The sequence below is a fragment of the Sphingomonas tabacisoli genome, from assembly GCF_042678385.1.
Classification (GTDB): domain Bacteria; phylum Pseudomonadota; class Alphaproteobacteria; order Sphingomonadales; family Sphingomonadaceae; genus Sphingomonas_B; species Sphingomonas_B tabacisoli.
This window is the reverse complement of record NZ_JBHUDY010000003.1, coordinates 95,151-116,164: the sequence shown is the minus strand read 5'-3', so window position 1 is coordinate 116,164 and position 21,014 is coordinate 95,151. Positions and strand designations below refer to the sequence as shown.

The 21,014-nt window shown below is 67.5% G+C and carries 21 protein-coding genes; 2 read left to right on the top strand and 19 right to left on the bottom strand.

The window, feature by feature from the left end:
• Positions 1-49: 49 nt before the first annotated feature.
• Genes flhB through ACFSCW_RS16455 form a run of 16 tightly spaced genes read right to left on the bottom strand, consistent with a single transcriptional unit; the run spans position 50 to position 13,461 of the window.
• Complete coding sequence (gene flhB / locus ACFSCW_RS16530; RefSeq protein WP_380891490.1) at positions 50-1,177, bottom strand: flagellar type III secretion system protein FlhB; 1,128 nt, start codon at positions 1,175-1,177, stop codon at positions 50-52.
• Entirely contained in the window at positions 1,177-1,953 is a 777-nt protein-coding gene (gene fliR / locus ACFSCW_RS16525; protein ID WP_380891487.1) for a flagellar biosynthetic protein FliR, read from the bottom strand. Before fliR ends, flhB begins: the two co-directional genes overlap by 1 nt.
• Positions 1,954-1,955: 2 nt before the next feature.
• Complete coding sequence (locus ACFSCW_RS16520; RefSeq protein WP_380891485.1) at positions 1,956-2,225, bottom strand: flagellar biosynthetic protein FliQ; 270 nt, start codon at positions 2,223-2,225, stop codon at positions 1,956-1,958.
• Between the two features lie 7 nt (positions 2,226-2,232).
• A complete protein-coding gene (fliP, locus tag ACFSCW_RS16515) occupies positions 2,233-3,171 on the bottom strand; it encodes a flagellar type III secretion system pore protein FliP (RefSeq protein WP_380891482.1) in 939 nt (312 codons plus the stop codon).
• Entirely contained in the window at positions 3,164-3,427 is a 264-nt protein-coding gene (locus ACFSCW_RS16510; protein ID WP_380891480.1) for a flagellar biosynthetic protein FliO, read from the bottom strand. Before ACFSCW_RS16510 ends, fliP begins: the two co-directional genes overlap by 8 nt.
• Entirely contained in the window at positions 3,424-3,729 is a 306-nt protein-coding gene (gene fliN, locus ACFSCW_RS16505) for a flagellar motor switch protein FliN (protein ID WP_380891479.1), read from the bottom strand. The genes ACFSCW_RS16510 and fliN overlap by 4 nt, the downstream gene beginning before the upstream one ends.
• Positions 3,730-4,674, bottom strand: coding sequence for a flagellar motor switch protein FliM (locus tag ACFSCW_RS16500; RefSeq protein WP_380891477.1), 945 nt, complete (start codon positions 4,672-4,674; stop codon positions 3,730-3,732).
• Between the two features lie 6 nt (positions 4,675-4,680).
• Entirely contained in the window at positions 4,681-5,265 is a 585-nt protein-coding gene (locus ACFSCW_RS16495; protein ID WP_380891474.1) for a flagellar basal body-associated FliL family protein, read from the bottom strand.
• A gap of 31 nt (positions 5,266-5,296) precedes the next feature.
• Positions 5,297-6,706 carry a flagellar hook-length control protein FliK gene (locus ACFSCW_RS16490; RefSeq protein WP_380891472.1) on the bottom strand — a complete coding sequence of 470 codons (1,410 nt, stop codon included), beginning with the start codon at positions 6,704-6,706 and terminating at the stop codon, positions 5,297-5,299.
• The gene (locus ACFSCW_RS16485) at positions 6,706-7,146 is read right to left on the bottom strand and encodes a hypothetical protein (protein ID WP_380891470.1); all 441 of its coding nucleotides are present in this window, start codon (positions 7,144-7,146) and stop codon (positions 6,706-6,708) included. Before ACFSCW_RS16485 ends, ACFSCW_RS16490 begins: the two co-directional genes overlap by 1 nt.
• Positions 7,146-8,471, bottom strand: a complete 1,326-nt coding sequence (locus ACFSCW_RS16480; RefSeq protein WP_380891469.1) for a FliI/YscN family ATPase — start codon at positions 8,469-8,471, stop codon at positions 7,146-7,148. The genes ACFSCW_RS16485 and ACFSCW_RS16480 overlap by 1 nt, the downstream gene beginning before the upstream one ends.
• Complete coding sequence (locus ACFSCW_RS16475) at positions 8,471-9,169, bottom strand: FliH/SctL family protein (RefSeq protein ID WP_380891466.1); 699 nt, start codon at positions 9,167-9,169, stop codon at positions 8,471-8,473. Before ACFSCW_RS16475 ends, ACFSCW_RS16480 begins: the two co-directional genes overlap by 1 nt.
• The gene (gene fliG, locus ACFSCW_RS16470) at positions 9,162-10,169 is read right to left on the bottom strand and encodes a flagellar motor switch protein FliG (protein WP_465270207.1); all 1,008 of its coding nucleotides are present in this window, start codon (positions 10,167-10,169) and stop codon (positions 9,162-9,164) included. Before fliG ends, ACFSCW_RS16475 begins: the two co-directional genes overlap by 8 nt.
• A complete protein-coding gene (gene fliF, locus ACFSCW_RS16465; protein ID WP_380891462.1) occupies positions 10,169-11,842 on the bottom strand; it encodes a flagellar basal-body MS-ring/collar protein FliF in 1,674 nt (557 codons plus the stop codon). Before fliF ends, fliG begins: the two co-directional genes overlap by 1 nt.
• Before the next feature lie 6 nt (positions 11,843-11,848).
• On the bottom strand, positions 11,849-12,205 hold the full coding sequence (fliE, locus tag ACFSCW_RS16460; RefSeq protein ID WP_380891460.1) for a flagellar hook-basal body complex protein FliE: 357 nt from the start codon (positions 12,203-12,205) through the stop codon (positions 11,849-11,851).
• Positions 12,202-13,461, bottom strand: coding sequence for a sigma-54 interaction domain-containing protein (locus ACFSCW_RS16455; protein WP_380891457.1), 1,260 nt, complete (start codon positions 13,459-13,461; stop codon positions 12,202-12,204). Before ACFSCW_RS16455 ends, fliE begins: the two co-directional genes overlap by 4 nt.
• Before the next feature lie 247 nt (positions 13,462-13,708).
• Here ACFSCW_RS16455 and ACFSCW_RS16450 point away from each other — a divergent pair, with 247 nt between their 5' ends.
• Together ACFSCW_RS16450 and ACFSCW_RS16445 are read left to right on the top strand one after the other, a co-directional pair.
• Entirely contained in the window at positions 13,709-14,542 is an 834-nt protein-coding gene (locus tag ACFSCW_RS16450) for a flagellin N-terminal helical domain-containing protein (protein ID WP_380891456.1), read from the top strand.
• Positions 14,543-14,759: 217 nt separating this feature from the next.
• Positions 14,760-15,641 (top strand): OmpA family protein, encoded by an 882-nt coding sequence (locus ACFSCW_RS16445; RefSeq protein ID WP_380891453.1) that lies wholly within the window; start codon positions 14,760-14,762, stop codon positions 15,639-15,641.
• A gap of 37 nt (positions 15,642-15,678) precedes the next feature.
• Here the strand turns inward: ACFSCW_RS16445 and ACFSCW_RS16440 are convergent, their stop codons facing one another.
• Genes ACFSCW_RS16440 through ACFSCW_RS16430 form a run of 3 tightly spaced genes read right to left on the bottom strand, consistent with a single transcriptional unit; the run spans position 15,679 to position 20,931 of the window.
• Positions 15,679-18,033, bottom strand: a complete 2,355-nt coding sequence (locus ACFSCW_RS16440) for a hydrolase (protein ID WP_380891451.1) — start codon at positions 18,031-18,033, stop codon at positions 15,679-15,681.
• 55 nt (positions 18,034-18,088) lie between these two features.
• Positions 18,089-19,126: a DUF2332 domain-containing protein gene (locus ACFSCW_RS16435; RefSeq protein ID WP_380891449.1), complete on the bottom strand. Its 1,038-nt coding sequence runs from the start codon at positions 19,124-19,126 to the stop codon at positions 18,089-18,091.
• Positions 19,123-20,931, bottom strand: a complete 1,809-nt coding sequence (locus ACFSCW_RS16430; protein ID WP_380891446.1) for an ABCB family ABC transporter ATP-binding protein/permease — start codon at positions 20,929-20,931, stop codon at positions 19,123-19,125. Before ACFSCW_RS16430 ends, ACFSCW_RS16435 begins: the two co-directional genes overlap by 4 nt.
• Positions 20,932-21,014: the final 83 nt, after the last annotated feature.

The following is a 21,014-nucleotide window of genomic DNA, read 5'->3' as shown; positions in this document are numbered from 1 at the left end:
ACTGTCTCCTCAATGCATAATCGGCCGAAACCCGCCGATCTTTAGGGGCTTATGCCGTGCGGATGCCGTTCTCGTCGAAGCGGGCGGTGTCCGGCACGATCACGTTCGGCTGCTGGCCGCCTGCGCGCTGGTTCACGCCGAAGACGAAGGCGAGCACGGTCGCGATCGCGACGTACAGGTCGTCGCGGATCTGCTGGCCTTCCTTGCTGGTGTAATAGACGGCGCGGGCGAGCGACGGATATTCGAGCACCGGCTTTTCGAGTTCGCCCGCGAGCTCGCGGATCGCCAGCGCCTTGGCGCCGCGGCCCTTGGCGACGACCACCGGCACTTCGTCCTTGCCCCGTTCGTAGCGGAGCGCGACCGCGAAATGGGTCGGGTTGGTGAGCACGACATGGGCTTCCAGCACCGACTTTTTCACGCTGCGCTTGAACACCTCGTGCATGCGGCGGCGCTGCGCCGACTTGGATTCGGGCGAGCCCTCGGCTTCCTTGTGCTCGTCCTTGATTTCCTGCTTCGACATTTTCAGCCGGTTGAGCAGGCGGATGAGCTGGATCGGCACGTCGATGCCGGCGATCAGCAGCAGGCCGCCCGACATCACCAGCATCAGCAGGATCAGCTTCCAGCCGAGCGCCGCGACGCTGCCTTCCAGATCGCCGGCGACAAGGCCGATCGCGTCGCGCCGCATCGACCACAGCATCCAGGCACCGATCGCGCCGAGCAGCGCGACTTTGGTCAGCCCCTTGCCCAGCTCGATCCAGCCTCCGAAGCCGAAGATGCGCTTCAGGCCTGCGCCCGGGTTGATGCGCGAGGCCTTGAACCCGATCAGCTTCGATTGGAAGCTGACGCCGCCCAGCCCTGCCTGGCTCAGTACCGACACGCCGATCGAAACAGCGAACAGCATCGCCATCGACGGCGCGAGGGTGAGGCCGACCGAGAGGATCGGGCGCAGCGGCTGGAAATCCTCGACATCGGCGCGGCCGAACTGGAGGCTTTCGCGCATCACCGTCTTCAGCGCGCCCATCAGCGCCGGGCCGGACAGCGCCAGCCAGAGCACGCCGGCGAGCACGACGGCGGCGGCGGTCAATTCCTTCGAGCGAAGGACCTGGCCTTCTTCCGCGGCCTTTTGCCTGCGCTTTGGCGTTGGCGCTTCTGTCTTTTCGGCGAACTCCTCAGCCATCAGCCGAGCACCAGATTGGACGTGGCGGCCAAGGCTTCACGAATGATCGCGCCCATTGCGTCGCCCATCGCCGGGAAAGCGATCGCCAGCGCGACAAGGCCGGTAGCAAGGCTCGCCGGCAGGCCGACCGCGAACAGGTTGAGCGCGGGCGCCGAGCGCGACAGCATGCCGACGATCAGGTTCAGGCAAAGAATGATGAAGCCGACCGGCAGCGCGAGCAGCAGGCCGGAGGCAAAGGCATAGCCGCCGAAGAAGACTATGGCTTTCAGCTTCTCGGTGGAGAGCCACGCGTCGCCCGGCGGCAGCACCTTGTAGCTGCGCACCAGCAGGTCGACGAGGATCAAATGGCCGTCGAGCGCCAGGAACAGCAAGGTCATCACTATCGACAGGAACTGGCCGAGCGCCGGAGTGGGCGCGCCGCGCTGCGGATCGACAGTCGAGGCGAAGCCCAGGCCCATCGTGTTGCCGATCGCTTCGCTGGCGACCAGCGGCCCGGCGAACGCGATCTGCAGGATGAAGCCGAGCGCGAGGCCGACCAGAGCTTCCTGCGCGACCTGCAGAAACGTCACGAACGAGAACACGGCGGTCGGCGTCGCGACCGGCGCGTTGTTGACGACGAGAATGCCGATCGCCGCGGCCAGCACGATGCGGATCTGCACCGGCACCGACACCGCGCCGAACACCGGCGCCGCGACGAAAGCCGCGCCGATCCGGACCATCACGAAAATGAGCCCGAACAGCGCCGGTTCGACCGACGGCAGGCCGAGGCCGAGCATCGCTATTTCACCAGATCCGGAATGCGCTCGAAGATCGAGATGGTGAAGTCGCTGAGCAGGCCCAGAATCATGCTGCCGAAGATCACCAGCGAAACGCCGACCACGGCGAGCTTGGGCACGAAGGTCAGCGTCGCCTCGTTGATCGAGGTTGCCGCCTGCACCATGCCGAGCAGCAGGCCCGCGAGCAAAGCCGGGATCAGCACCGGCAAAGTCGCCAGCGCCAGCACCCAGAGCGCCTCGCGCCCGACGCCGATGAAATAGGTCGCGTCCATTTGGCGATCAGCTTACGAAGGAGTTGGCGAGCGAGCCCATCGTCAGCGCCCAGCCGTCGACAAGGACGAACAGCAGCAGCTTGAAGGGCAAGGAGATGATCGTCGGCGACAGCATCATCATGCCGAGCGCCATCAGCACGCTGGCCACGACAAGATCGATGACGAGGAACGGCAGGAAGATCAGGAAGCCGATCTGAAACGCGGTCTTCAGCTCCGACGTCACGAAAGCCGGCAGGGCGATCGAGAACGGCACGTCGTTGGGGCTCGCGAACGGACCCTGCTTGGCGATGCCGGCAAACATCTGCACGTCCTTCACCCGCGTCTGCTTCATCATGAAGCCATGCAGCGCATTGCCGCTGCGCGTGATCAGCTCGCCCGCCTGAATCTGGCCGGCGGCATAGGGCTTGATCGCGTCGGTGTTCACCTTGTTCAGCACCGGCGCCATCACAAACAAGGTGAGGAAGAGCGACAGGCCGACCAGCACCTGGTTGGGCGGCGTCTGGTTGAGGCCGAGCGCCTGACGGAGGATCGACATCACGATGATAATGCGCGTGAAGCTGGTCATCATTAGCAGCAGCGACGGCAGCACCGTCAGCAGCGACATGATGATGAGCACTTGCAGGCTGAGCGACAGTGGCGCCCCGCCGGCCGACGTAGCGCCGACCTGGCTCAGCGCGCGATCGAGCGCTTCGGGCGCGCCGGGCGTGGCCGGAGCGGCAGGCGCGGCTTGGGCGAATGCGGGGACGGCGAAGAACAAAGCGGCGAGAATGACAGCCAGAACGGCGGCCCAAACCCATTTGCGTCGCGCGATCTTCTGAATCGTCCATCCCGAGCGAAGTCGAGGGACGCACTGACCCTGCGCCACGTCCAGAAAAGTGCGTGCCTCGACTTCGCTCGGCATGGACGGGTCGGAGGTAACCGGATAGGTGAGGAAGGCGTTAGACACGCGGCGCGTCTCCACGATCGACGAGGGACACGCCGCCGCGGCCGACCGAAACCAGCAGCTTGCGGCCTTCGAATTCGATCACCGCCAAGCGCAGGCCCGGCGAGATCATCATGCTTTCCTTGATCGCGATCATGCGCGTACCCTGGTTGCCGGGCAGCTTTTGCTCCAGCTTGCGCCAGAGCCAGAGGCAGCCGACCAGCAGGCCGCAGACGAGCGGCAGCAGCAGCGCGAGCTTCAGAAGATAGGTTCCGATCACAGCGGCGTCGCACCCGGCGGGGTCTGGTCGGCCAGTTCCGTGATGCGGATGCCGAAGCGTTCGCCCACGGTCACGACTTCGCCGCGGCCGATCAGCGTGCCGTTGACCAGCACGTCGAGCAGCTCGTTGGCGTAGCGGTCGAGCTCGATGACGCTCGATTCGCCGAGCGCCAGCAGCTCGCGCAGCTTCATGTTGGTGCCGCCCACTTCGACCGACAGGCGGACATCGACGTCCTGCAGCAGGCGGAAGTTGGCGGCGACGCCCACATCCTTGGGCAGGCCGGCATGGCTCATGTCACTCATTCAGGCGTCCTCGTCTTCGAGCGGTTCGATGCTGTGCACGCGGATGGCGGCCCGGCCGTTGGAGGCCCCCACCGCGCCGCGCGCGAAGCGGTTGTTGGCGACCAGCAGCGGGATTTCAGGGCCGAAGCTGATCGGAATGATGTCGCCGGGCTTGAGCTGCATGAGCTGGCGGAGCGGGATCACCGGCTCGGCGAGCACCGAGCGGACCGGCAGCTTCACGTTCATCACCGTGCGGGCGAGATTGTTCATCCAGGTCGGGTCCTCCGCCTGGCGGCGCGACTGAACCTTGGACGAAAGGATGCCGGCGATCGGCTTCAGCGCCGCCGCGGGATAAAGCAGGTCGATTTCGATCGGCCGCGCTTCGCCGACAGTCAGCACGAAGCGGCTGCGGACCACCCGGTCCTCGCCGTCGATGTGCGACAGCATCGCCGGATTGGCCTCGGTTCGGCCAATCTGGAACGCGATCTCGGCGAGGTCGGCCCAGGCGCCGGACAGGCGCTCGGCAAAGCCAGCGGCGATGCGGCCGATCATGGCGTCGGCAGTGGGCGTGAACTCGGTGGGCACCGGATTGGGCGCCAGGCCGGGGCCGCCGAAATAGATATCGACCAGCCGGAAGGTCAGCGCGCCGTCCAGCACCAGCATCGCCTGGCCCGAAAGCGGCGCCATCGACATCAGCGTCGCGCTGGCGAGTGCGGCCCCGCGCGATTCGACATAGGCGTCCCAGCGCTCCACCACGACCGCTTCCGCCGAGACCTTCACGGCCCGGCGGAGCATCGGCTCGAACAAGGTGCGCAGCGTGCGCGCGAGATTCTGGTTTACGGCGCCGAGCGCTTGCAGGTCGCCCAGAGGATTGGCCGACGCGCTTCCCAGCACCGGCGCGTGCTGCGCCGTCGCTCGCCCGGAGGCGGCGCCCTGAACGGGTGCGGTGGAAGCGGCCTTAACCATCTCCGTTCACTGAACAATGAAATTGGTAAAGTAGACGTTAGCGACGCCGCCAAAACCTTCCTTTTCTTTCAGCACGCCGTTGATCGCGTTCACCAGGCGGCGCTGCAGATCCTTCTTGCCGTCGGCCGTGAAGATCTGTTCCTCGTCGGTATCCGACAGCGTCATCAGCACGGCGGAGCGCACCGCGAGCTCATGCGCCTTCAGGTGGTCGATGACCTTTTCGTCATAGGGCGTCGAGACGGCGAGGCCGACCTGGATCAGGTGCACGCTGTCCTTCAGGTTCGAGGTGAAGTCCTTCTCGATCTGGAAATAGCTCGATTCGTACTTCGGCCCCTCCGCCGAGCTGCCGCCGCCATGGCCGCCCTCGCCTTCGGCCGCCTTGGGCTTGGAGCCCTTGGGCAGAAGCTTGGGCAGATCCTTGTGCGGCTCCTCGGCCTTCTTGCCGCCGAGCATGCCCGACGAGGCAATGAAGATGCCGCCGCCCACGCCGGCGCCGGCGAGGATCAGGGCTAGGAGAATCATGACGAGCCCGCGCTTGCCCTTTTTTTTCTTCGGGGCGCCTTCGGCGGCGGGAACGGCTGCAGTGGCCATGAGGATCGGCTTTCTTTCTGGCTGGAATGGATCAGGCGATCAGGTCGCCATCGGTTTCTGATTCGGGCTCCGTTTCGGCCGAGACCGGACGCGGGCGGAGCGGGGTTGCGGATTGCTGCTGGTCGGCTTGCTGACGGCGGTCCTGCGCGTCGGCGCCGCCGAACGCGGCCTGGGCGAAGCGGATGCCCCGCGCCTCGGCGAGTTCCTGGAGCTTGGGCGCGGCGTCGCTCAGCAACTGGCGCGCTTCCGGCGTCTGGGCGTTCATCGTGACATGCAGGCGCTGGTCGCGCTGCTCGATTTTCACATCGACCGGGCCAAGCGCGTCGGGGACGAGGCGAATCTGCGCCTCGCGCTTGTTGTCGACGCTCGGCATCTCGGCGATGCGCTCGATCATATTCTGCATCCACTCGGCGCGGCCGGTGTCGATGACGGGCCGGTGCGCGGGGACGAAGGAGGTGTGCAGCGAACTCGAAGGCTGGGCGATCGACTGGGGCAGCGGCGGCAGGCTGAGCGGATCGAGCGCGGCGCCCGGTTCCGGCGCGCGCTCGTCCGAATCGGCGGTTGCGGCATGCACGAACTGCGCGATGTCGCGTGCGATTTCGGGCGGCAGAGTGAAGCCGTGCGGGGGCATGGCGGTCTGTTGCTGCGCGACTGGTTGCGCGGCGGCCTGAACGATGGGCGCTTGCGGCTGCGCGGGCTGGCTGGCGATCGGCGCGGGAGCCGGTTGCGCGCCGGCTGGGGCGTTATCCGAGTCCGCTTCCGCTTTCGGAGCGGGCGCAGGCACGGGCGGCGGAGCCCAGACGATCGGTGCGAAAGGCGGCGGCGCCTGAGGCGCGGCGGCGACAGGCTGCGCAGGCTCGGCCTTCGGTGTCTCGGCCTTGTCTGCGGGTAGCGCCACGACCTCGGCCGGAGCATCCTCTTCCACCTGCTGGGGCGGCAAGGGCGGCGTGACGGGAAGCGGCTTTGCGAGCGCACGGGCAAGCGTCAGCCTGGACGCACTCCCCAGCCGCCAATCCTGCAAGCCACAGGCGACGAGGCCGGGAGTGGGTGCCGGAGCGGCATCGGCCTGCGCCGTTTCCGTCGTCTCGTCATCCGGAACGGGCGCTGGCGGCGTCGAGCCGATCATCACGTCCTCGACCGCGACCGGCGGCAGAGGATCGGGCGATCCGGCAAGATCCGGCCGCTCAGGCGGCAAATCGCTGCCGGCCACAGGGGGCATGGGCGGGGTGACGAAGCCATCGGGCTCGACCTGCGCTGCGGGCAGCGGCACGGCGAACGATGGCTTGATCGTCGGGGCGGCGGAGGTCGCATCGCCTCCGATTGCCGAGATCATCGCGGCAAAGCCGGGATCGCCGAGCGCAGGCGCAGCAGGGCCGATCGCCGGCGTAGCGCCGGGCGGCAGCGTAGGCCCATTGGGCAGCGAGAGAGAGATCGACGGCATCAGCCGTCCTTCAGCAAGGACCGTGCCAGCGTTCGTGCGGTCTGCGGCGCATCCTCGAGCGCCTTCAGCGCGGCGCGGGCCTTGGCCTGCAATTCGCGCTCGATCAGTTTTTCGACGACTCCATGATCGCGCTTGGCGGCGGTAGCGGCGTCGCGCGCCTGATCGAGCTGCTGGTGCGTGAGCTGGACGCGGCGCTGTGCCTCGAGCCCGCTTCGCGCGAGCCGGTCGCGATAGTGCGCGGCGGCGAACAGGCTCAGGCCCTGGTCCGATCCTTCGCGCGGTGCGACGTCCTGCCTGAGCGCCTCGATGCGCGCGGCAAGCGCCGTCGCGCTGGATGCGCGATCCGCCGCGGCGGCCTGCTCGGCGCGGGCCAGATCGAGCTGGAGCGACCGGACGCGCAGCATCCGCCCCAGCCGCTGCGTATCTCTGCGCGCGGACATCAGCCGTCGCCGAAGATGCCGACCAGCTCGGTCACGGCATCGTCGATCGAAACGGCGCTGTCGGCGTCCTGCCGGATATAGTCGAGGATCGCGGGATGATAGGCGAGCGCCGCGTCGATCTGCGGGTCGGCGCCGCCGCGGTACGCGCCCATCAGGATCAGGTCGCGATTTTCCTCATAGGTGGCGAGGTGGCGGCGCAGCACGCGCGCGGCGGCGACATGCTCCTTGGACGCGATGTCGGTCATCACGCGGCTGACCGAGGGGCCGAGGTCGATCGCCGGATAGACGGCGCGCTCGGCCAGGCTGCGCGACAGCACGATGTGACCGTCAAGGATCGAGCGGGCGCTATCCACGACCGGATCGCTGCCGTCATCGCCATCGGCGAGCACGGTGTAGATGGCGGTGATCGAACCGCCGCCCTTCGCGTCTGCGCCGGCGCGCTCGATCAGGTTCGGCAGCATCGCGATCGCGGACGGCGGATAGCCGCGCGCCGACGCCGGCTCGCCCAATGCCAGGCCGATCTCGCGGCCGGCATGGGCGACGCGGGTGAGCGAATCCATGATGAGCAGCACGCGCTTGCCTTCGGCGCGGAACGCCTCGGCGATCGCGGTCGCGCGCATGGCGCCGCGGATGCGCAGCACCGGCGAATGGTTGGCGGGCACGGCGACGATCACCGAGCGCTTGCGGGCGTCGCCGGCGACCTTGGTTTCAAGGAAGTCGGTGACTTCGCGGCTGCGCTCGCCGATCAGGCCGACCACGACGACGTCCGCCTTCACCTGGCGCACGATCATGCCGAGCAGCACCGATTTGCCGACGCCAGAGCCCGCCATGATGCCGACGCGCTGGCCCTGGCCAATTGTCAGCAAGCCATTGATCGCGCGCACGCCGACATCGAGCGGCTGCGTGACGCGCGCTCGGTCGAGCGGATTCTGCGGCTTGCCGGCGAGCGGCCAGCTCTTGGCGCCACGGATCGGACCGAGACCATCGATCGGATTGCCGGCGCCGTCGACGACGCGGCCGAGCAGGGCCGAGCCGACCTGTGCTTCGCCGGGTTTCCCGATCGGCCGCACCGGCGAGTCCGGCAGCAAGGCGGCGGGGCCGCCCAGGTTCATCAGCAAGGTCTTGCCCGCGCGAAAGCCGATCACTTCGGCCTCGACGGCATGGCCGCCGCTGCCGATCCGGCACACGGTGCCAACCGGCACGGTGATGCCGACAGCCTCCATCAGCAGCCCGTCGAACGACGCCAGCCGTCCGATCACTTCCGGCTGCGCGACAAAATCGAGCTGGAGGCGCGAGAGATAGTCTTCGGCAAACCGCTTCAGCATCAATGCGCGTCCGGCAAAGCGGCGCGGTCGAGCGCGGCGGCAAGCTGGTCGAGCCAGGCGGCGGGGCCGTCCTCGATCGCAGTCGTCCGCGTCTCGATGCGGAAGCCGCCGCGGCCGATCGTATCGTCGGGGACCAACGACAAATGCGCAGGCGCATGCCCTTCCACGAGCGCAAGATCGGCCGGGTTCAGGCGCAACTGGGCAGCTTCCGAAACATCCGCCAACAGAGCCACGGCGGCGTCGATGCGCTGGTTGAGCAGGTCGGCCGATACGCCGGTCTCGCCGACCAAGCGGGTCACGAGAAACAAGACCGTCTGCCTTAGACGCGTCGCCAGCACGTCGCGATCGAACGCGCTCATCATTTCGAGCAGCCCGGCCAATTGGGCCAACGCCTGCGCATCGGCCTCGCCGCGCTCTGCCGCCATCCGTTCGGCCGCGGCCATGCCTTCGGCAAAACCTTCGGCACGCGCAGCCTCCGCCGCATCTTGCGACGCCTGGGGCTGGGCGCCGGCCTTGCCCTTGTCGCCCATCGGGTCGAACGGGTCCCAGCCGGCGGTCGGGTTGGCGCCTGGCGTCGCCGGACGGAAATGCTGCGGCTGCGGCGAGAAGCCGACCGGCCCGCGCTCGGCGAAACCGCCGCGCATGCCGGACATCGCGGCGCCCAGCGCGCCGAAATCGATCGTCCGCGGCTCAGACATAGTCGTCGTCTCCGCCGGCAAGCCGGATCGTGCCATCCTTCGCCATCTGGCGCGCGATGCCGAGGATCGTCTTCTGCGCTTCCAGCACTTCGGCCAGCTTGACCGGGCCGCGCGCTTCCATCTCGTCGCGGATGCCGTCCGCCGCACGGCTGGACATGCAGCCCAGGAACTTGCCCCGCGCCGCTTCGTCGACGCCCTTGAGCGCCAGCACCAGCACGTCCGATTCGACGCCGCGCAGCAGCGTGCCCATGCTCTTTTCGTCGAGCGCGAGCAGATGGTCGAAGACGAACATCTCCTCCTCGATCGCCTTGGCGGTTTCCTTGCTGATCTTGGCGACCTTCGGCATCACCCGCTGCTCGGTGGCCTTGCGGGCGTTGTTCATGATCGCCGCCGCTTCCTTCGCGCCGCCCAGAGGCACCGACGCGGCAGCCTGCGAGGTGGTCGCGCGCCGCGACAGCACGTCGCGCAGCATGTCGAGCGCATCGGGCGGAATCGGGCCGAGCGTCGCGATCCGGTGCAGCACGTCGGGCTGAACGGCGTCCGGAAGCTGCTCGATCACCTGCGCGGCGACGGCGGGTTCCAGGTTCACGAGCAGCACCGCGATGATCTGCGGATGCTCGTCCTTCACCAGTCCCGCGATCTCGTTCGGGTCGAGCCAGTCGAGCAGCGGGATCGCGCAGGCCTCTTCGCGCGGCAGGATGCGGGCAAGCACGTTCTCCGCCTTGTCCGCGCCCAGCGCCTTGGTCATCATCGTCTCGATCTGCGGGCGGCGATCGAAGCCGATCGTGTTCTTGTCGCGCGCCTTGGCGACGAACTCGTCCAGTGCTTCGGCGACCTGCGGCTCGGCGACGTCGGCAACCGCGAACATCGCCTTGCCCAGCATCCGCACTTCTTCCGGATCGAGATTCTGGAGGATGGCGGCGGCTTCGTCGTCGCCGACCAGCATCATCAGCACGGCGGCCTTTTCGACCCCGGTGAACGCCCGGGCGGGTTCCTGCATCATGCCGCGGCCTTCCCGTCCGAACGGATCATGTCCTTGACGGCGAGTGCCGCGCGGGCGGGATTGTCGCGTGTGAAATCACGCACCAGTTTCACCTTGTCCTCATAGCCTTGCGCGTTTTCGAGCGCCTCGACGCTGACCGGCGGGCGGGCGATCACCTGCTCGCCCTCCGCGCTCGCCTCGCGCCTTTTGCCGAGCATCTTCAGCACCGGCTTCAGCCCGACGAAGATCACCAGCAGCGCGATCACCAGCGCGGTCAGATTGCGGGCGAGCACCGGGAACCAGCCGGCATCGTACCAGGGCGACTTGGCCTCGTCGGCCGAGGCGCCGGCGAACTTGCGCGAGATCACCGTCACCTGATCGTTGCGCGACGCGTCATAGCCGACCGCGGCGCGGACCAGATCGTTGAGCTGCGCGATTTCCTGCGGATTGCGCGGCTTGCCGCCTTCGGGCTCACGCAGCACCACCGCGACCGACAGCCGCTTGAGGCTGCCCGGCACCGCACGGGTGACGGAGACTTCCTTGTCGAGCTCATAAGCGCGCGAGAACTGGTCGGACTGCTTGGCCGGGTCCGCCTTGCCGCCCGGCACCGGCGTCGGCGGCCCAGCAGGGGCGGCAGCCGTCCCCGCCTTCACCTGCGCGGCGGGCGGCGGCGTGTTGGAGAGCGTGCCCGGAATACCGCCGGCGGGCGCATCGCCGTTCTTGTCGGCGACCCAATTGCCCTGCTCGGCGCGGAGCGCGCCTTCCTTGCCATAGGCTTCGCGCGTCGCCTGGGTCTCGTCGAGATTGACCTCGGCCTGCACCTCGGCGCTGAAATTCCCCGCGCCGACCAAAGGCGTCAGCAACTGCGTGAGCTGCTCGCGATACTTGGCCTCGACGCGGCGCTGGAAATCGATGCGCTCGTCGCCCGCGCCCGCCGCACCGGCGGAGCCGCCCGGCTTGGTGAGCAGCGATCCCGCGCCGTCGACGATCGTCACCGCGTCGGGCTTCATTCCCGGCACCGACGAAGCGACCAGATTGATGATCGAGCGCACCTGCGCGTCGGAAAGCGACTGGTTGGCGGCAAGCCGCACGATCACGGACGCGGACGGCGCGGCATTGTCGCGCACGAACACGGTGTTCTCGGGCATCGCGAGGTGCACGCGCGCTTCGATCACGCCTTCGATTTCCTGGATCGACTTGGCGAGCTCGGTCTCGCGCGCCTGGCGGAGCCGCTCGCCCTCGACGGCGCGGCTGACGCCCATCGGAAGCTGGTCGAGGATCGCATAGCCGCCCGGCGTCGCCTTGGGCAGGTTCTGCGCGGCGAGCAGCATGCGCGCCTTGTAATAATCGTCCTCGGCCACGGTCAGCGTGCCGGTCGCATTGTCGATATGGCTGTCGATCTTGGCCTGGGAGAGCGCTTCGGTCGCAGCGGCCTTGTCGGCATCGGACATCGCCGAGAACAGGATCTTCTGCGACGGCGTCGCGACCATCGTCCAGGCAAGCGCGGCCGCGCCGAGCAAGCCCATCAGCCCGATCAGCGGCGCGCTTTTCTTGACCGCGGGCTGCGACCAGAGACGCGTCAACGCGCCCCTGGGATCGCGGCCGATATCGGCGAAGGGCGATGCCGGCGAGCCGGAGGCGGGAGCGGCGGGCAGAACCTCGCCTTGGGTGGGGGTGAGAGCGTTGGCCATTTGCGATTACACCGGCATGCTCATGATGTCCTTGTAGGCGGACAGGAGTTTGTTGCGGGCCTGCAGCGTCGCTTCGAAGGCAAGCGAAGCCTTCTGGCGGGCAAGCATGACCTGGGCGACGTCGACGGTCTCGCCGCGCTCATAGGCCTCGCTGGCCTTGTTTGCGGCGTTCTGGCTGTCGTTGACCGACTTGAGCGCGGCTTCCATCGTTGCGCCGAAGCTGTTCCCGGCGCCCGACGTCTGTGTGGGCGTCGCGCCGGCATTGCCGACCTGCGACGCTTTCTGCAGCGCGGCGTTGCGCTCGAGGATCTGGGCGCGGATCGCCATCACACGATCGGCCCCCGAAATGCTGTTGATGCTCATGCCCAGGCACTCCGGCTAGGGGCGATGCTGCCGCCGGCCTCGCGGATGCGGGCAAGGCGATAGCGCAAGGTGCGCTCTGAAATGCCGAGGCGCTTCGCGGTTTCGGTGCGGTTGCCGCCGCACGCCGCCAGCGCGTCCTGGATCGCCTGCACTTCGTGAAGGCGGACGATGTTGCCGAGCGTCGGTTCCGGCGCCGGCTGGTTCGCAGCGATCGGCCGCGAGGTCGCGTCGAATACGATATTGCTCGCGTCGATACGGTCGCCCGGCGCCAGCAGCAGCGCGCGCTGGATCACGTTTTCCAGTTCGCGGACATTGCCCGGCCAGTCATGGGTTTGCAGCGCATCCAGCGCATCCTGGGTCGGCCAGGGAATGGACGGGCGATTGCCGGCGTGACGCAGGATCATCGTCGCGGCGAGCGCGGCGACATCCTGGCGGCGGTGCGCCAACGGTGTCGTCGAAAGCGGGAAGACGCTCAGCCGATAGTAAAGGTCGGCGCGGAACCGGCCGGCTTCGACTTCGGCAGGCAGATCGCGGTTTGCACAAGCGATGACGCGAACGTCGATCGGCTCCGGCGTGGTCGCGCCCAGCGGCACGACTTCCTTTTCCTGCAGCGCGCGCAGCAGCTTGGCCTGCAGACCGATCGGCATCTCGGCGATTTCGTCGAGCAGCAGCGTGCCGCCGTTCGCGGCGCGGAAGAAACCCTCGGCCGCGGCCGCCGCGCCGGTGAAGGCGCCCTTGGTGTGGCCGAACAGCAGCGCTTCCAGCATCGTTTCGGGGAGCGCGGCGCAGTTGACCGCGATGAACGGGCCATTCGCACGCGGCGAATTCTGGTGGATGTGACGGGCAAGCACTTCCTTGCCGGTGCCGGTCGGGCCGTTCACCAGCACGGTGATGTCGCTTTGCGCAACCCGCTCCGACAGCGCGAAGAGGGCAAGCGCGGTGGGATCGGCAGCGGCGGGCGCCGCGCCGCGCAGCAGGGCCGCGGCAAAGGCGTGGCCGAAAACGAGATCGGAGGCGTCGTAGCTCAGCCGCGCCGGGCTCGCGTCGCCGGCCGGAACCAGCTTGCGCTCGCCGGTGCCCAGCACCAGCGTGGAGCGCGGCGCCGGCAGTGGCTCGCCTTCGGTCACGATGAAAATGTCGCCCGGGCGGACCTTGCCGTGCGCGAACGGCCGGACGTCCCAGCCGAGCCCGCGCAACCAGGACAGCAGCACGGCCTGCGTCTGTCCCGCGGCGTCGCTGTAGAAAATGGACTGCATGTTCTGTTCTGTCCCCCGAAGCATTCCGGCCAAGCGGCCTTCGGCGGCAGATATCGGCGAACAGGGTAAAGTGCTGGTTAACGCTGCTTCCTTTGCCGCACGCACGCGCGAGGGGGGGGCAAAAAATCATTCGTTTCGTCCCTAAAGTCCCGCAACCGGATGCCGTTCTGTGCAGTGGCGGCTCTGGCTTCGATCCGGCTTTTCCGGGGGCAAAGGAGCGGCAGCCGGACTGAAACGGAGACTGAACATGACTGTTATTTCCACCAACTCCGCCGCCCTGCGTGCTCAGAATGGTTCGCGCATGGCTCAGGCTGATCTGCAGACCGCGATGGAGCGTCTGTCGACCGGCAAGCGCATCAACAGCGCGAAGGACGACGCCGCCGGCCTCGCCATCGCGTCGACCATGACGGCCACGATCCGCGGCATGGGCCAGGCGATCCGCAATGCGAACGACGGCATTTCGTTCGCGCAGACCGCTGAAGGCGCGCTCGGCGAAGTGTCGAACATGCTGCAGCGTATCCGCGAACTGGCGGTCCAGTCGGCGTCGGGCACCTATTCGGATACCGACCGCACGAACCTGAACACCGAAGTCACGCAGCTCAAGTCGCAGATCACCTCGATCCTCGCGACGACCGAGTTCAACGGCACGCGCATCTTCAACTCGGGCTCGACCGGCACGACCTACACCGCCCAGGCGGGCTCGGTCTCGGTCCAGATCGGCGCCAACAACGGCGACTCGATCAGCCTGACCTTCACCTCGCTGTCGGACCTGGCGTCGGGCACGGCGGTGGACACCGCGACCAACGCCAACACGGCGCTGGACAATGTCGACACGACCCTGAAGGCCGTGAACACGACCCGCGCGTCGCTCGGCGCCGGCCAGAGCCGTCTGCAGTCGGTGGTCAACAACCTGACCCAGAACGTCGCCAACCTGTCGGATGCGCGCAGCCGCATCGAGGACGCGGACTTCTCGGCGGAAACGACCAACCTCGCCAAGGCTCAGATCCTGTCGCAGGCCGCGACCGCGATGCTCGCCCAGGCGAACCAGAGCCAGCAGAACGTGCTGAGCCTGCTGCGCTAAGAAACCAGACGCGTAACAGTAGCGTAAGCTTCCTCACCCCCGGCGGGAAACCGCCGGGGGTTTTTGTTTGCTTGGTGGACGCCGCCGAATCCGTTCGTCGCACCGCCCGCTCGGATTGCCCGCTCTCCTGAGGCTCTCGCCGAGCACGTTCATCTGGCGGACAGGTTGATCTGAACACGCCCCGGGAAAGGGGGACCAGATTCAGAGGAGTCGCTCCATGCGCGTCATTTTCAAAAGGTCAGAAGCTCATTTCCTGCTCGCCATGCTGGCCCTGCCTGCTTCGGCCAGCTTCGCTGCTCAGCAGCAGAATGCTCCCGATCCCAATATCGTCGTGAATGGCGTGGTGCCCGCCGCGCCCGCGGCGGCTGCGATGACGGCGGGGCCGGAGATCAAGGGCGTGATCACCGCGCGCAGCGGCGACAAGATGAAAGTCACGGCTGCCGACGGAACGAGCACCGTTGTCGCCATCAACGATGCGACGCGGATCAAGGCGGCAAGCGGCCTGTTCGGCGGCAACCGTGGCAAGCTTGGCGCGGAGTCGCTGCTCAACGGGCTGCCGGTGACCGTGAAGACGCTGCAAGGCGGCGGCGAACTGGTCGCCAGCCAGATCGCTTTCCGGAACACCGACCTCAAGACCGCGACGATGATCCGCAACGGAACGTCGCAGCGCTTCGAGGAGCAGACGGCGGCCACCGAGGCGCTGCGCGGCCGTATGGGCGACATCGACAAGTATAATGTGAAGGCCACGACGAACGTGCACTTCGATACGGGCCGGACCGAGTTGTCGGAGCAAGACAAGGCTGCCTTGTGTTCGACGGCCACGACGGCCCAGGCGACGGACAACGCGCTGCTGCTGGTCGTCGGCTATACCGATTCGGTCGGAAGCGACGATTTCAACCAGACGCTCAGCGAAAAGCGCGCCAATCGCGTCATCAATTACCTTCAGCAGGTTTGCGGCTGGAAGCCCTATCGCATGCTGACGCCCACCGGCATGGCCAAGGCCGATCCCGCTGCGCCCAACGACACCGAAGAAGGCAAGGCGCAGAACCGCCGCGTCGCCGTGAACGTGCTGGTCAGCAAGGCCGTCGACGGCATGTGAGTCCCTCGGGGCGTCTTTTGGACGCCCCGGGAACCCCTCAAGCCGCGGCTTTCACCTCGTTAGCAACCGCGCGGCGCACGACCGGGCGGAAGACGATGTGCAGCAGGATGTCGGCCTCGCGCTGGAGCTGCGGGGCCGGCGCCATCGTCAGCGCGGCGGGACCGGTGCAGCGGAACAGGCCGTCGGCGATCGTCTCCATGCCGTCATGGATCACCGGCGCCGCGACCGACTGTGCGTCGTTCACCATGCCGAAGCTCTCGGCGACGAAGAAGCGCGCGGATTCGATCTGCACGCATTCGAACGCCGCGCCCCATTGCACGCCGGCAGTGAAGCGCCCGGCGCCGATCGGCACCGCCACTGCGTAGAAGCCGTCGTGCGTCGGGTGCGCGTCGATGTCGACGACCGTCTGCCCTTCGGCATCGACCAGGACCACCGGCACCTGCAGCGGCGTGCCGGTCATGTCGCCGGTGGTGACTTCCAGGCCGAAACGGCGCCAGGCCAGCATCGACAGGTTGAGCGCCAGCCCCTGCTCGCGGATTTCGCCGGGGATATAGAGGCGGTTGGCGTGCATCAGATAGGGCAGGCCGCGCGACTTGAGGCCAGCCAGCGCCGCCTCAGCATCGAGCAGCGGCACCACGTCCTCGGTGCCCAGATTCACGTCGTGGTCGAAGCAGCGGAGCACTTCCAGCTCCTCGGGCATCGGCATGAACAGCAGCCGCGCGAGCGCCGCCGTCGCCGCCTGCCGCCAGGCATCGGCGTCACCGGGGAGCGCAAAACGGGCGCTCTCGGCCGCGAAGGCGATGGCACCAGCCTGGGCGCGGTCGCGCGTCGCGCTCTGCTGTGACTTGATGCCGGCGGCCTTGCGGACCGGCGAGCCGTCCCATTTGTAATCGATCACCGACCCTTGCGCGATCGTGCAGAGCTGCTCGACGACCGCGATCGGGTCGCACAGCATGTCGATGGTGCGGAAATCATAGCTGCGGGCGTCGATCAGGCCCTGCTTGTCGAGGCCGGTCGGCTGCTCTTCACGCAGCAGCAGATAGCGGCCGGCGACGTGCAGCCCCATCCGCGCCTCCAGCATCGGCGCGACCTTGTCCTGCACCGATCCGTGATAGCCGAGATCGGCAAGGATCACCGCGTCGCCCGGATTGACGCCGGCGCGCTTCAGATGCGCGATCAGCCGGTCGGCGAACTGGCCCGAGCGATAGACGATCTGCCCGATCGTTTTCGCGTCGAGCACCGTCTCGACGAAATCGGCATCGTCGGCCCGCGCATCGAGCTTCAACTTGGAAAGCTCGCCCTGCTTGAACAGGAATTGCCGCGCAAGCACTTCGACCGTGCTGCGCTTGCCTTCCTGGAGCAGGCGGGCGCGGACGGCGGCCTCATCGATCAGGCCCGATCGCGCCGCGGTCTGACGGCTGATCTCGACCCGCTGCTTGGTTTCGCCGGGGAACACCGCCTCGAACACTTCCGCCGGCAGGAAGCCGTCGCGGAGCAGGAACAGCAAATGCGTCTTGCGGCCGGTCCTCTCGGCGATCGCGACCTGCTCGGCGCGCAGCCATTCGGCGTAGGAACGGAGTAGCGGCCCCAGCACGTCATGGCCCAGCGCATAGGCCGGCTCTTCGTCAGCGCGCAGCGACACGAGCGGGCGGTGCGGCTGGAAGGCCGGGCGTGTGACGCGCACATCCGGATGCACCAGCGCGCTCGCCGCTGCCTCGAGCCGCAGCCGCGCCTTGGCCTGCTCGTCGAACTGGACGAGATGGCAGGTATTGATGCCGAGTTCGGCCGGCGCGACCTGGTCGGCAATGCGGTTGTCGCCCAGGTGGAGGATGGCGTCGGGCTTGCAGCCGAGCGCTTCGAGGACGGGCCCGAACAGGCCGTCGGCCTTGTTCATGCCATAGGCGCTCGACGGGAAAATGCGGCCGATCAGCGACGCGATGTCCTCGCCCGCCGCGCTCGCGATCAGCGCGCGGAGCTGGGTTTCGCTCAGATAGGTGTCGGACACGATGATGACGCCGAGGCCCTTGGCCTTGGCGGCGCGGATCAGGTCCTGAACGGGCGCGAACCCGTAGCAATGGCGCGCTTCGGCGGCCAGCTCCTCCGCGACCGACGCGGCAACGTCGCCGCCGGGGCGGAGCCGGTCATGGATTTCCTCGATGCCCACTTCGAAACTGTCGCGGAACAGTTTGGCCGCATGGCGCGCCGCGCCTTCCGCCCGCCGCCGCGGCTCGATCGCGCCGCCGGTGAAGCCCAGGTCCGCAAACACGTCCGACGGCGTCGCGGTGTCGCGCCACACGAGCGTGTCGAAACAGTCGAGCGAAAGCCAGCGGACGCTGTCCGGCGCCTGATCGAGCAGGCCGGTCAGTTCATGCGAGCGAAGCTGGATTTTCATGAGCACCCTTCGAAAGTTCGGGCGCCCTTGTTGGCGAAAGATGGTTGAGAAGTTTTTAACCGTGCCAGACGACCTTGCTGCCGTGCGGATGGCCCGTCGCGAGATGGCGCTCGCTGCCGCCCGGCCATTGCTGCAGCCGCAGCTCGGCGACGCCGCCCTGCCCGTTCAGCTCGTAGCGCAACCAGGCGAGCGGGCGCTCCCGCGTCGCCCGTTCGCCAGCCCGCACAAGCGCGTCGCGAATGCGGGCCTGCTTGTCCGGCGCCAGATAGGTCCAGAAGATTGTGTGGAAGACGACGCGGCAGGCGCCTTCCGCCTGCGGCTCAGTGAGCACGCGATCGACGAAATCCGCGGCGTCGGCCTTCTCGATCTGCGGCAGATGCTCGGCGGCAATCGCGAGCGCCGCCTCCAGCCGCTGCATCCGCTCCGCCTGATCGGCCCAGCAATAGGCGACCAGCCGCTCGCGCTGGGCGGGATCGGAGACCGGCACCGGAGCCTGGTCGGCCGCGCGTCGCGCCACGATCCGGACCTCGGCAGCAGGCGGCGACACTCCGTCCCAGGCCGGCGCGATCTGCAGCGGCGAGGCCGGATCGCCGGCTGTCGTCTCACCCAGCCGATAGCCGAACCGATCGAGATTCTGGTTGAGCCCGGCGCTTGCCCCAAGCTCGATCAGCTCGAACGGCAGGCCATAATCCGCGGCAAGCACGAGCACGCCCGCCATGATCGGCCCGGCGCGCCCTGTCTCATTTGTCTGCGGCGGCGAACCGAGCCACGGAGAAAGCTGCGCGTCGAACCGCTGCAGCACATCGCGCACCACTGCATCGGCATCGTCGAGCTGCCCGGCATACAGCGCAGTCAGCCGCTCATCGACATCCGCGCGTGCCAGCGCATGGAAGCCCCCGGCCAGCCGCAACGGCACCGAATCACCGCTCCCGCGCGGGTCGCCGGCCCAATCGAGCGCTCGCCGGCCCGTCTCGGTCGAGCGATCCAGCGCCGCCTCGATCCCCCGGATCACCGCCGCCGTGACCGGCGTCCCCGACCGCTCGCAATAGATCGCCTGATTGCGAAACGCCTCGCGGACATCGGCTTCACTCACGCTTCCTCCATCTCCGCTTCGGCTGCCTGGCGCGCCCACATTTCGGCATAGAGGCCGTTCTGGCGGAGCAGGCTGGCGTGATTGCCGCGCTCCGCCACCCGGCCGTCGTTCAGCACCACGATCTCGTCCGCATCAACGATCGTCGACAGACGGTGCGCGATCACGATCACGGTGCGCTGGGCCGAGACGTCGCGGAGCGTGCGCTGGATTTCGGCCTCGGTGCGGCTGTCCAATGCGCTGGTCGCTTCGTCGAGGATCAGGATCGGCGGGTCCTTGAGCAAGGTCCGCGCGATCGCGACGCGCTGCTTCTCGCCGCCCGAAAGCTTCAGCCCGCGCTCGCCGACCTGCGTCTTGTAGTCGTCCGGCTGGGCCGCGACGAAATCGTGGATCGCTGCGCCGCGCGCAGCCGCCTCGACCTCCTCCGGCGTCGCGCCTTCGCGGCCATAGGCGATGTTGTAGCCGATAGTGTCGTTGAACAGCACCGTGTCCTGGGGCACGATGCCGATATTCTCGCGCAGAGTCCGCTGCTGGACGCGGCCGATATCCTGCCCGTCGATCGAAATGCTGCCGCCGGTCACGTCGTAGAAGCGGAACAGCAGCCGCGCTATCGTCGACTTGCCCGCGCCCGACGGGCCCACGATCGCCAGCGTCTTGCCGCCCGGCACAAGGAAGCTCACGCCCTTCAGGATCGGCCGGTTCGCTTCATAGCCGAAACGCACATTGTCGAACTTCACCCGGCCTTCGCTGACGATCAGCGGCTGGGCGCTCGGCACGTCCACCACTTCGGCTTTCTGGTCGACCAGCTCGAACATCGCGGCCATGTCGATCAGGCCCTGGCGGATCGTGCGATAGACCATGCCGAGCATGTCGAGCGGCCGGAAAAGCTGGGCGAGCAAGGTGTTCACCAGCACCACGTCGCCTGGCGTGAAGCGGCCTTTCGACCAGCCCCAGACGGTATAGCCCATCGCCCCCGCCATCATCAGATTAGTGATGAAGGACTGGCCGATGTTCAGCCAGGCGAGCGAGTTCTCCGACCGCACCGCGGCATCGGCATAGGCGCGCGCCGCCTTTTCGTAGCGCGCCGCTTCGCGGTCCTCGGCGCTGAAATATTTGACGGTCTCGTAGTTCAGCAGCGAATCGACCGCTTTCGCGACCGCGCCGGTGTCGAGGTCGTTCATCCGCTCGCGCAGATGGTTGCGCCAGTCGGTCACCTTGCGTGTGAAGACGATATAGGTCGCGACCATCAGGAAAGTCGCCGCGACCATGCCGAAGCCGAATTTCACCCAGAAGATCACCGCGACGGCGGTCAGCTCGATCACCGTCGGGCCGATGTTGAACAGCAGGAAATAGAGCATCACGTCGATGCTCTTGGTGCCGCGCTCGATCACCTTGGTGACCGCGCCCGTCCGCCGCTCGAGATGGAAGCGCAGCGATAAGTCGTGGAGGTGGCGAAAGACGTGCGTCGCCAGACGCTGCGTGGCGTCCTGCCCGACGCGCTCGAACACGGTGTTGCGCACATTGTCGAACAGCACGCCGCCGAACCGCGCCGCCGCATAGGCAACGACGAGCGCGACGGCGAGCGACACGCCCGGCTGCAGGCCCGGGGCCATCCGGTCGATCGCGGCCTTGTAGGCGAACGGCATCAGCAGCGTGGTCGCCTTGGCGACCAGCACCAGCGCCAGCGCCAGCACGACGCGCCGGCGGATTGCCGGCTCATGCTCCGGCCACAGATAGGGAACGAAGCGCCGGAACACGCCCCAGCTTAGGGACTGTTCCTTAGTGCCCCCGGTCACAGATTTCGCCATCTTCGTCGATGTAGGGAGGAACGCGCGCGAAACCAATGCAACCTATGCTAGGGTGCGATGGTTGAGTCGCTCCGAGGAGAGTG

What these genes read in the sequence shown, in the direction of transcription:
- ACFSCW_RS16485 (WP_380891470.1), bottom strand. Translation starts at nt 7,146, where the DNA reads ATGTCCGCGCGCAGAGATACGCAGCGGCTGGGGCGGATGCTGCGCGTC.
- ACFSCW_RS16520 (WP_380891485.1), bottom strand. Translation starts at nt 2,225, where the DNA reads ATGGACGCGACCTATTTCATCGGCGTCGGGCGCGAGGCGCTCTGGGTG.
- ACFSCW_RS16500 (WP_380891477.1), bottom strand. Translation starts at nt 4,674, where the DNA reads ATGGTTAAGGCCGCTTCCACCGCACCCGTTCAGGGCGCCGCCTCCGGG.
- ACFSCW_RS16430 (WP_380891446.1), bottom strand. Translation starts at nt 20,931, where the DNA reads ATGGCGAAATCTGTGACCGGGGGCACTAAGGAACAGTCCCTAAGCTGG.
- ACFSCW_RS16475 (WP_380891466.1), bottom strand. Translation starts at nt 9,169, where the DNA reads ATGTCTGAGCCGCGGACGATCGATTTCGGCGCGCTGGGCGCCGCGATG.
- fliG (WP_465270207.1), bottom strand. Translation starts at nt 10,169, where the DNA reads ATGCAGGAACCCGCCCGGGCGTTCACCGGGGTCGAAAAGGCCGCCGTG.
- fliE (WP_380891460.1), bottom strand. Translation starts at nt 12,205, where the DNA reads ATGAGCATCAACAGCATTTCGGGGGCCGATCGTGTGATGGCGATCCGC.
- ACFSCW_RS16450 (WP_380891456.1), top strand. Translation starts at nt 13,709, where the DNA reads ATGACTGTTATTTCCACCAACTCCGCCGCCCTGCGTGCTCAGAATGGT.
- fliN (WP_380891479.1), bottom strand. Translation starts at nt 3,729, where the DNA reads ATGAGTGACATGAGCCATGCCGGCCTGCCCAAGGATGTGGGCGTCGCC.
- fliR (WP_380891487.1), bottom strand. Translation starts at nt 1,953, where the DNA reads ATGCTCGGCCTCGGCCTGCCGTCGGTCGAACCGGCGCTGTTCGGGCTC.
- ACFSCW_RS16445 (WP_380891453.1), top strand. Translation starts at nt 14,760, where the DNA reads ATGCGCGTCATTTTCAAAAGGTCAGAAGCTCATTTCCTGCTCGCCATG.
- fliF (WP_380891462.1), bottom strand. Translation starts at nt 11,842, where the DNA reads ATGGCCAACGCTCTCACCCCCACCCAAGGCGAGGTTCTGCCCGCCGCT.
- ACFSCW_RS16495 (WP_380891474.1), bottom strand. Translation starts at nt 5,265, where the DNA reads ATGGCCACTGCAGCCGTTCCCGCCGCCGAAGGCGCCCCGAAGAAAAAA.
- ACFSCW_RS16480 (WP_380891469.1), bottom strand. Translation starts at nt 8,471, where the DNA reads ATGCTGAAGCGGTTTGCCGAAGACTATCTCTCGCGCCTCCAGCTCGAT.
- ACFSCW_RS16440 (WP_380891451.1), bottom strand. Translation starts at nt 18,033, where the DNA reads ATGAAAATCCAGCTTCGCTCGCATGAACTGACCGGCCTGCTCGATCAG.
- ACFSCW_RS16490 (WP_380891472.1), bottom strand. Translation starts at nt 6,706, where the DNA reads ATGCCGTCGATCTCTCTCTCGCTGCCCAATGGGCCTACGCTGCCGCCC.
- ACFSCW_RS16455 (WP_380891457.1), bottom strand. Translation starts at nt 13,461, where the DNA reads ATGCAGTCCATTTTCTACAGCGACGCCGCGGGACAGACGCAGGCCGTG.
- flhB (WP_380891490.1), bottom strand. Translation starts at nt 1,177, where the DNA reads ATGGCTGAGGAGTTCGCCGAAAAGACAGAAGCGCCAACGCCAAAGCGC.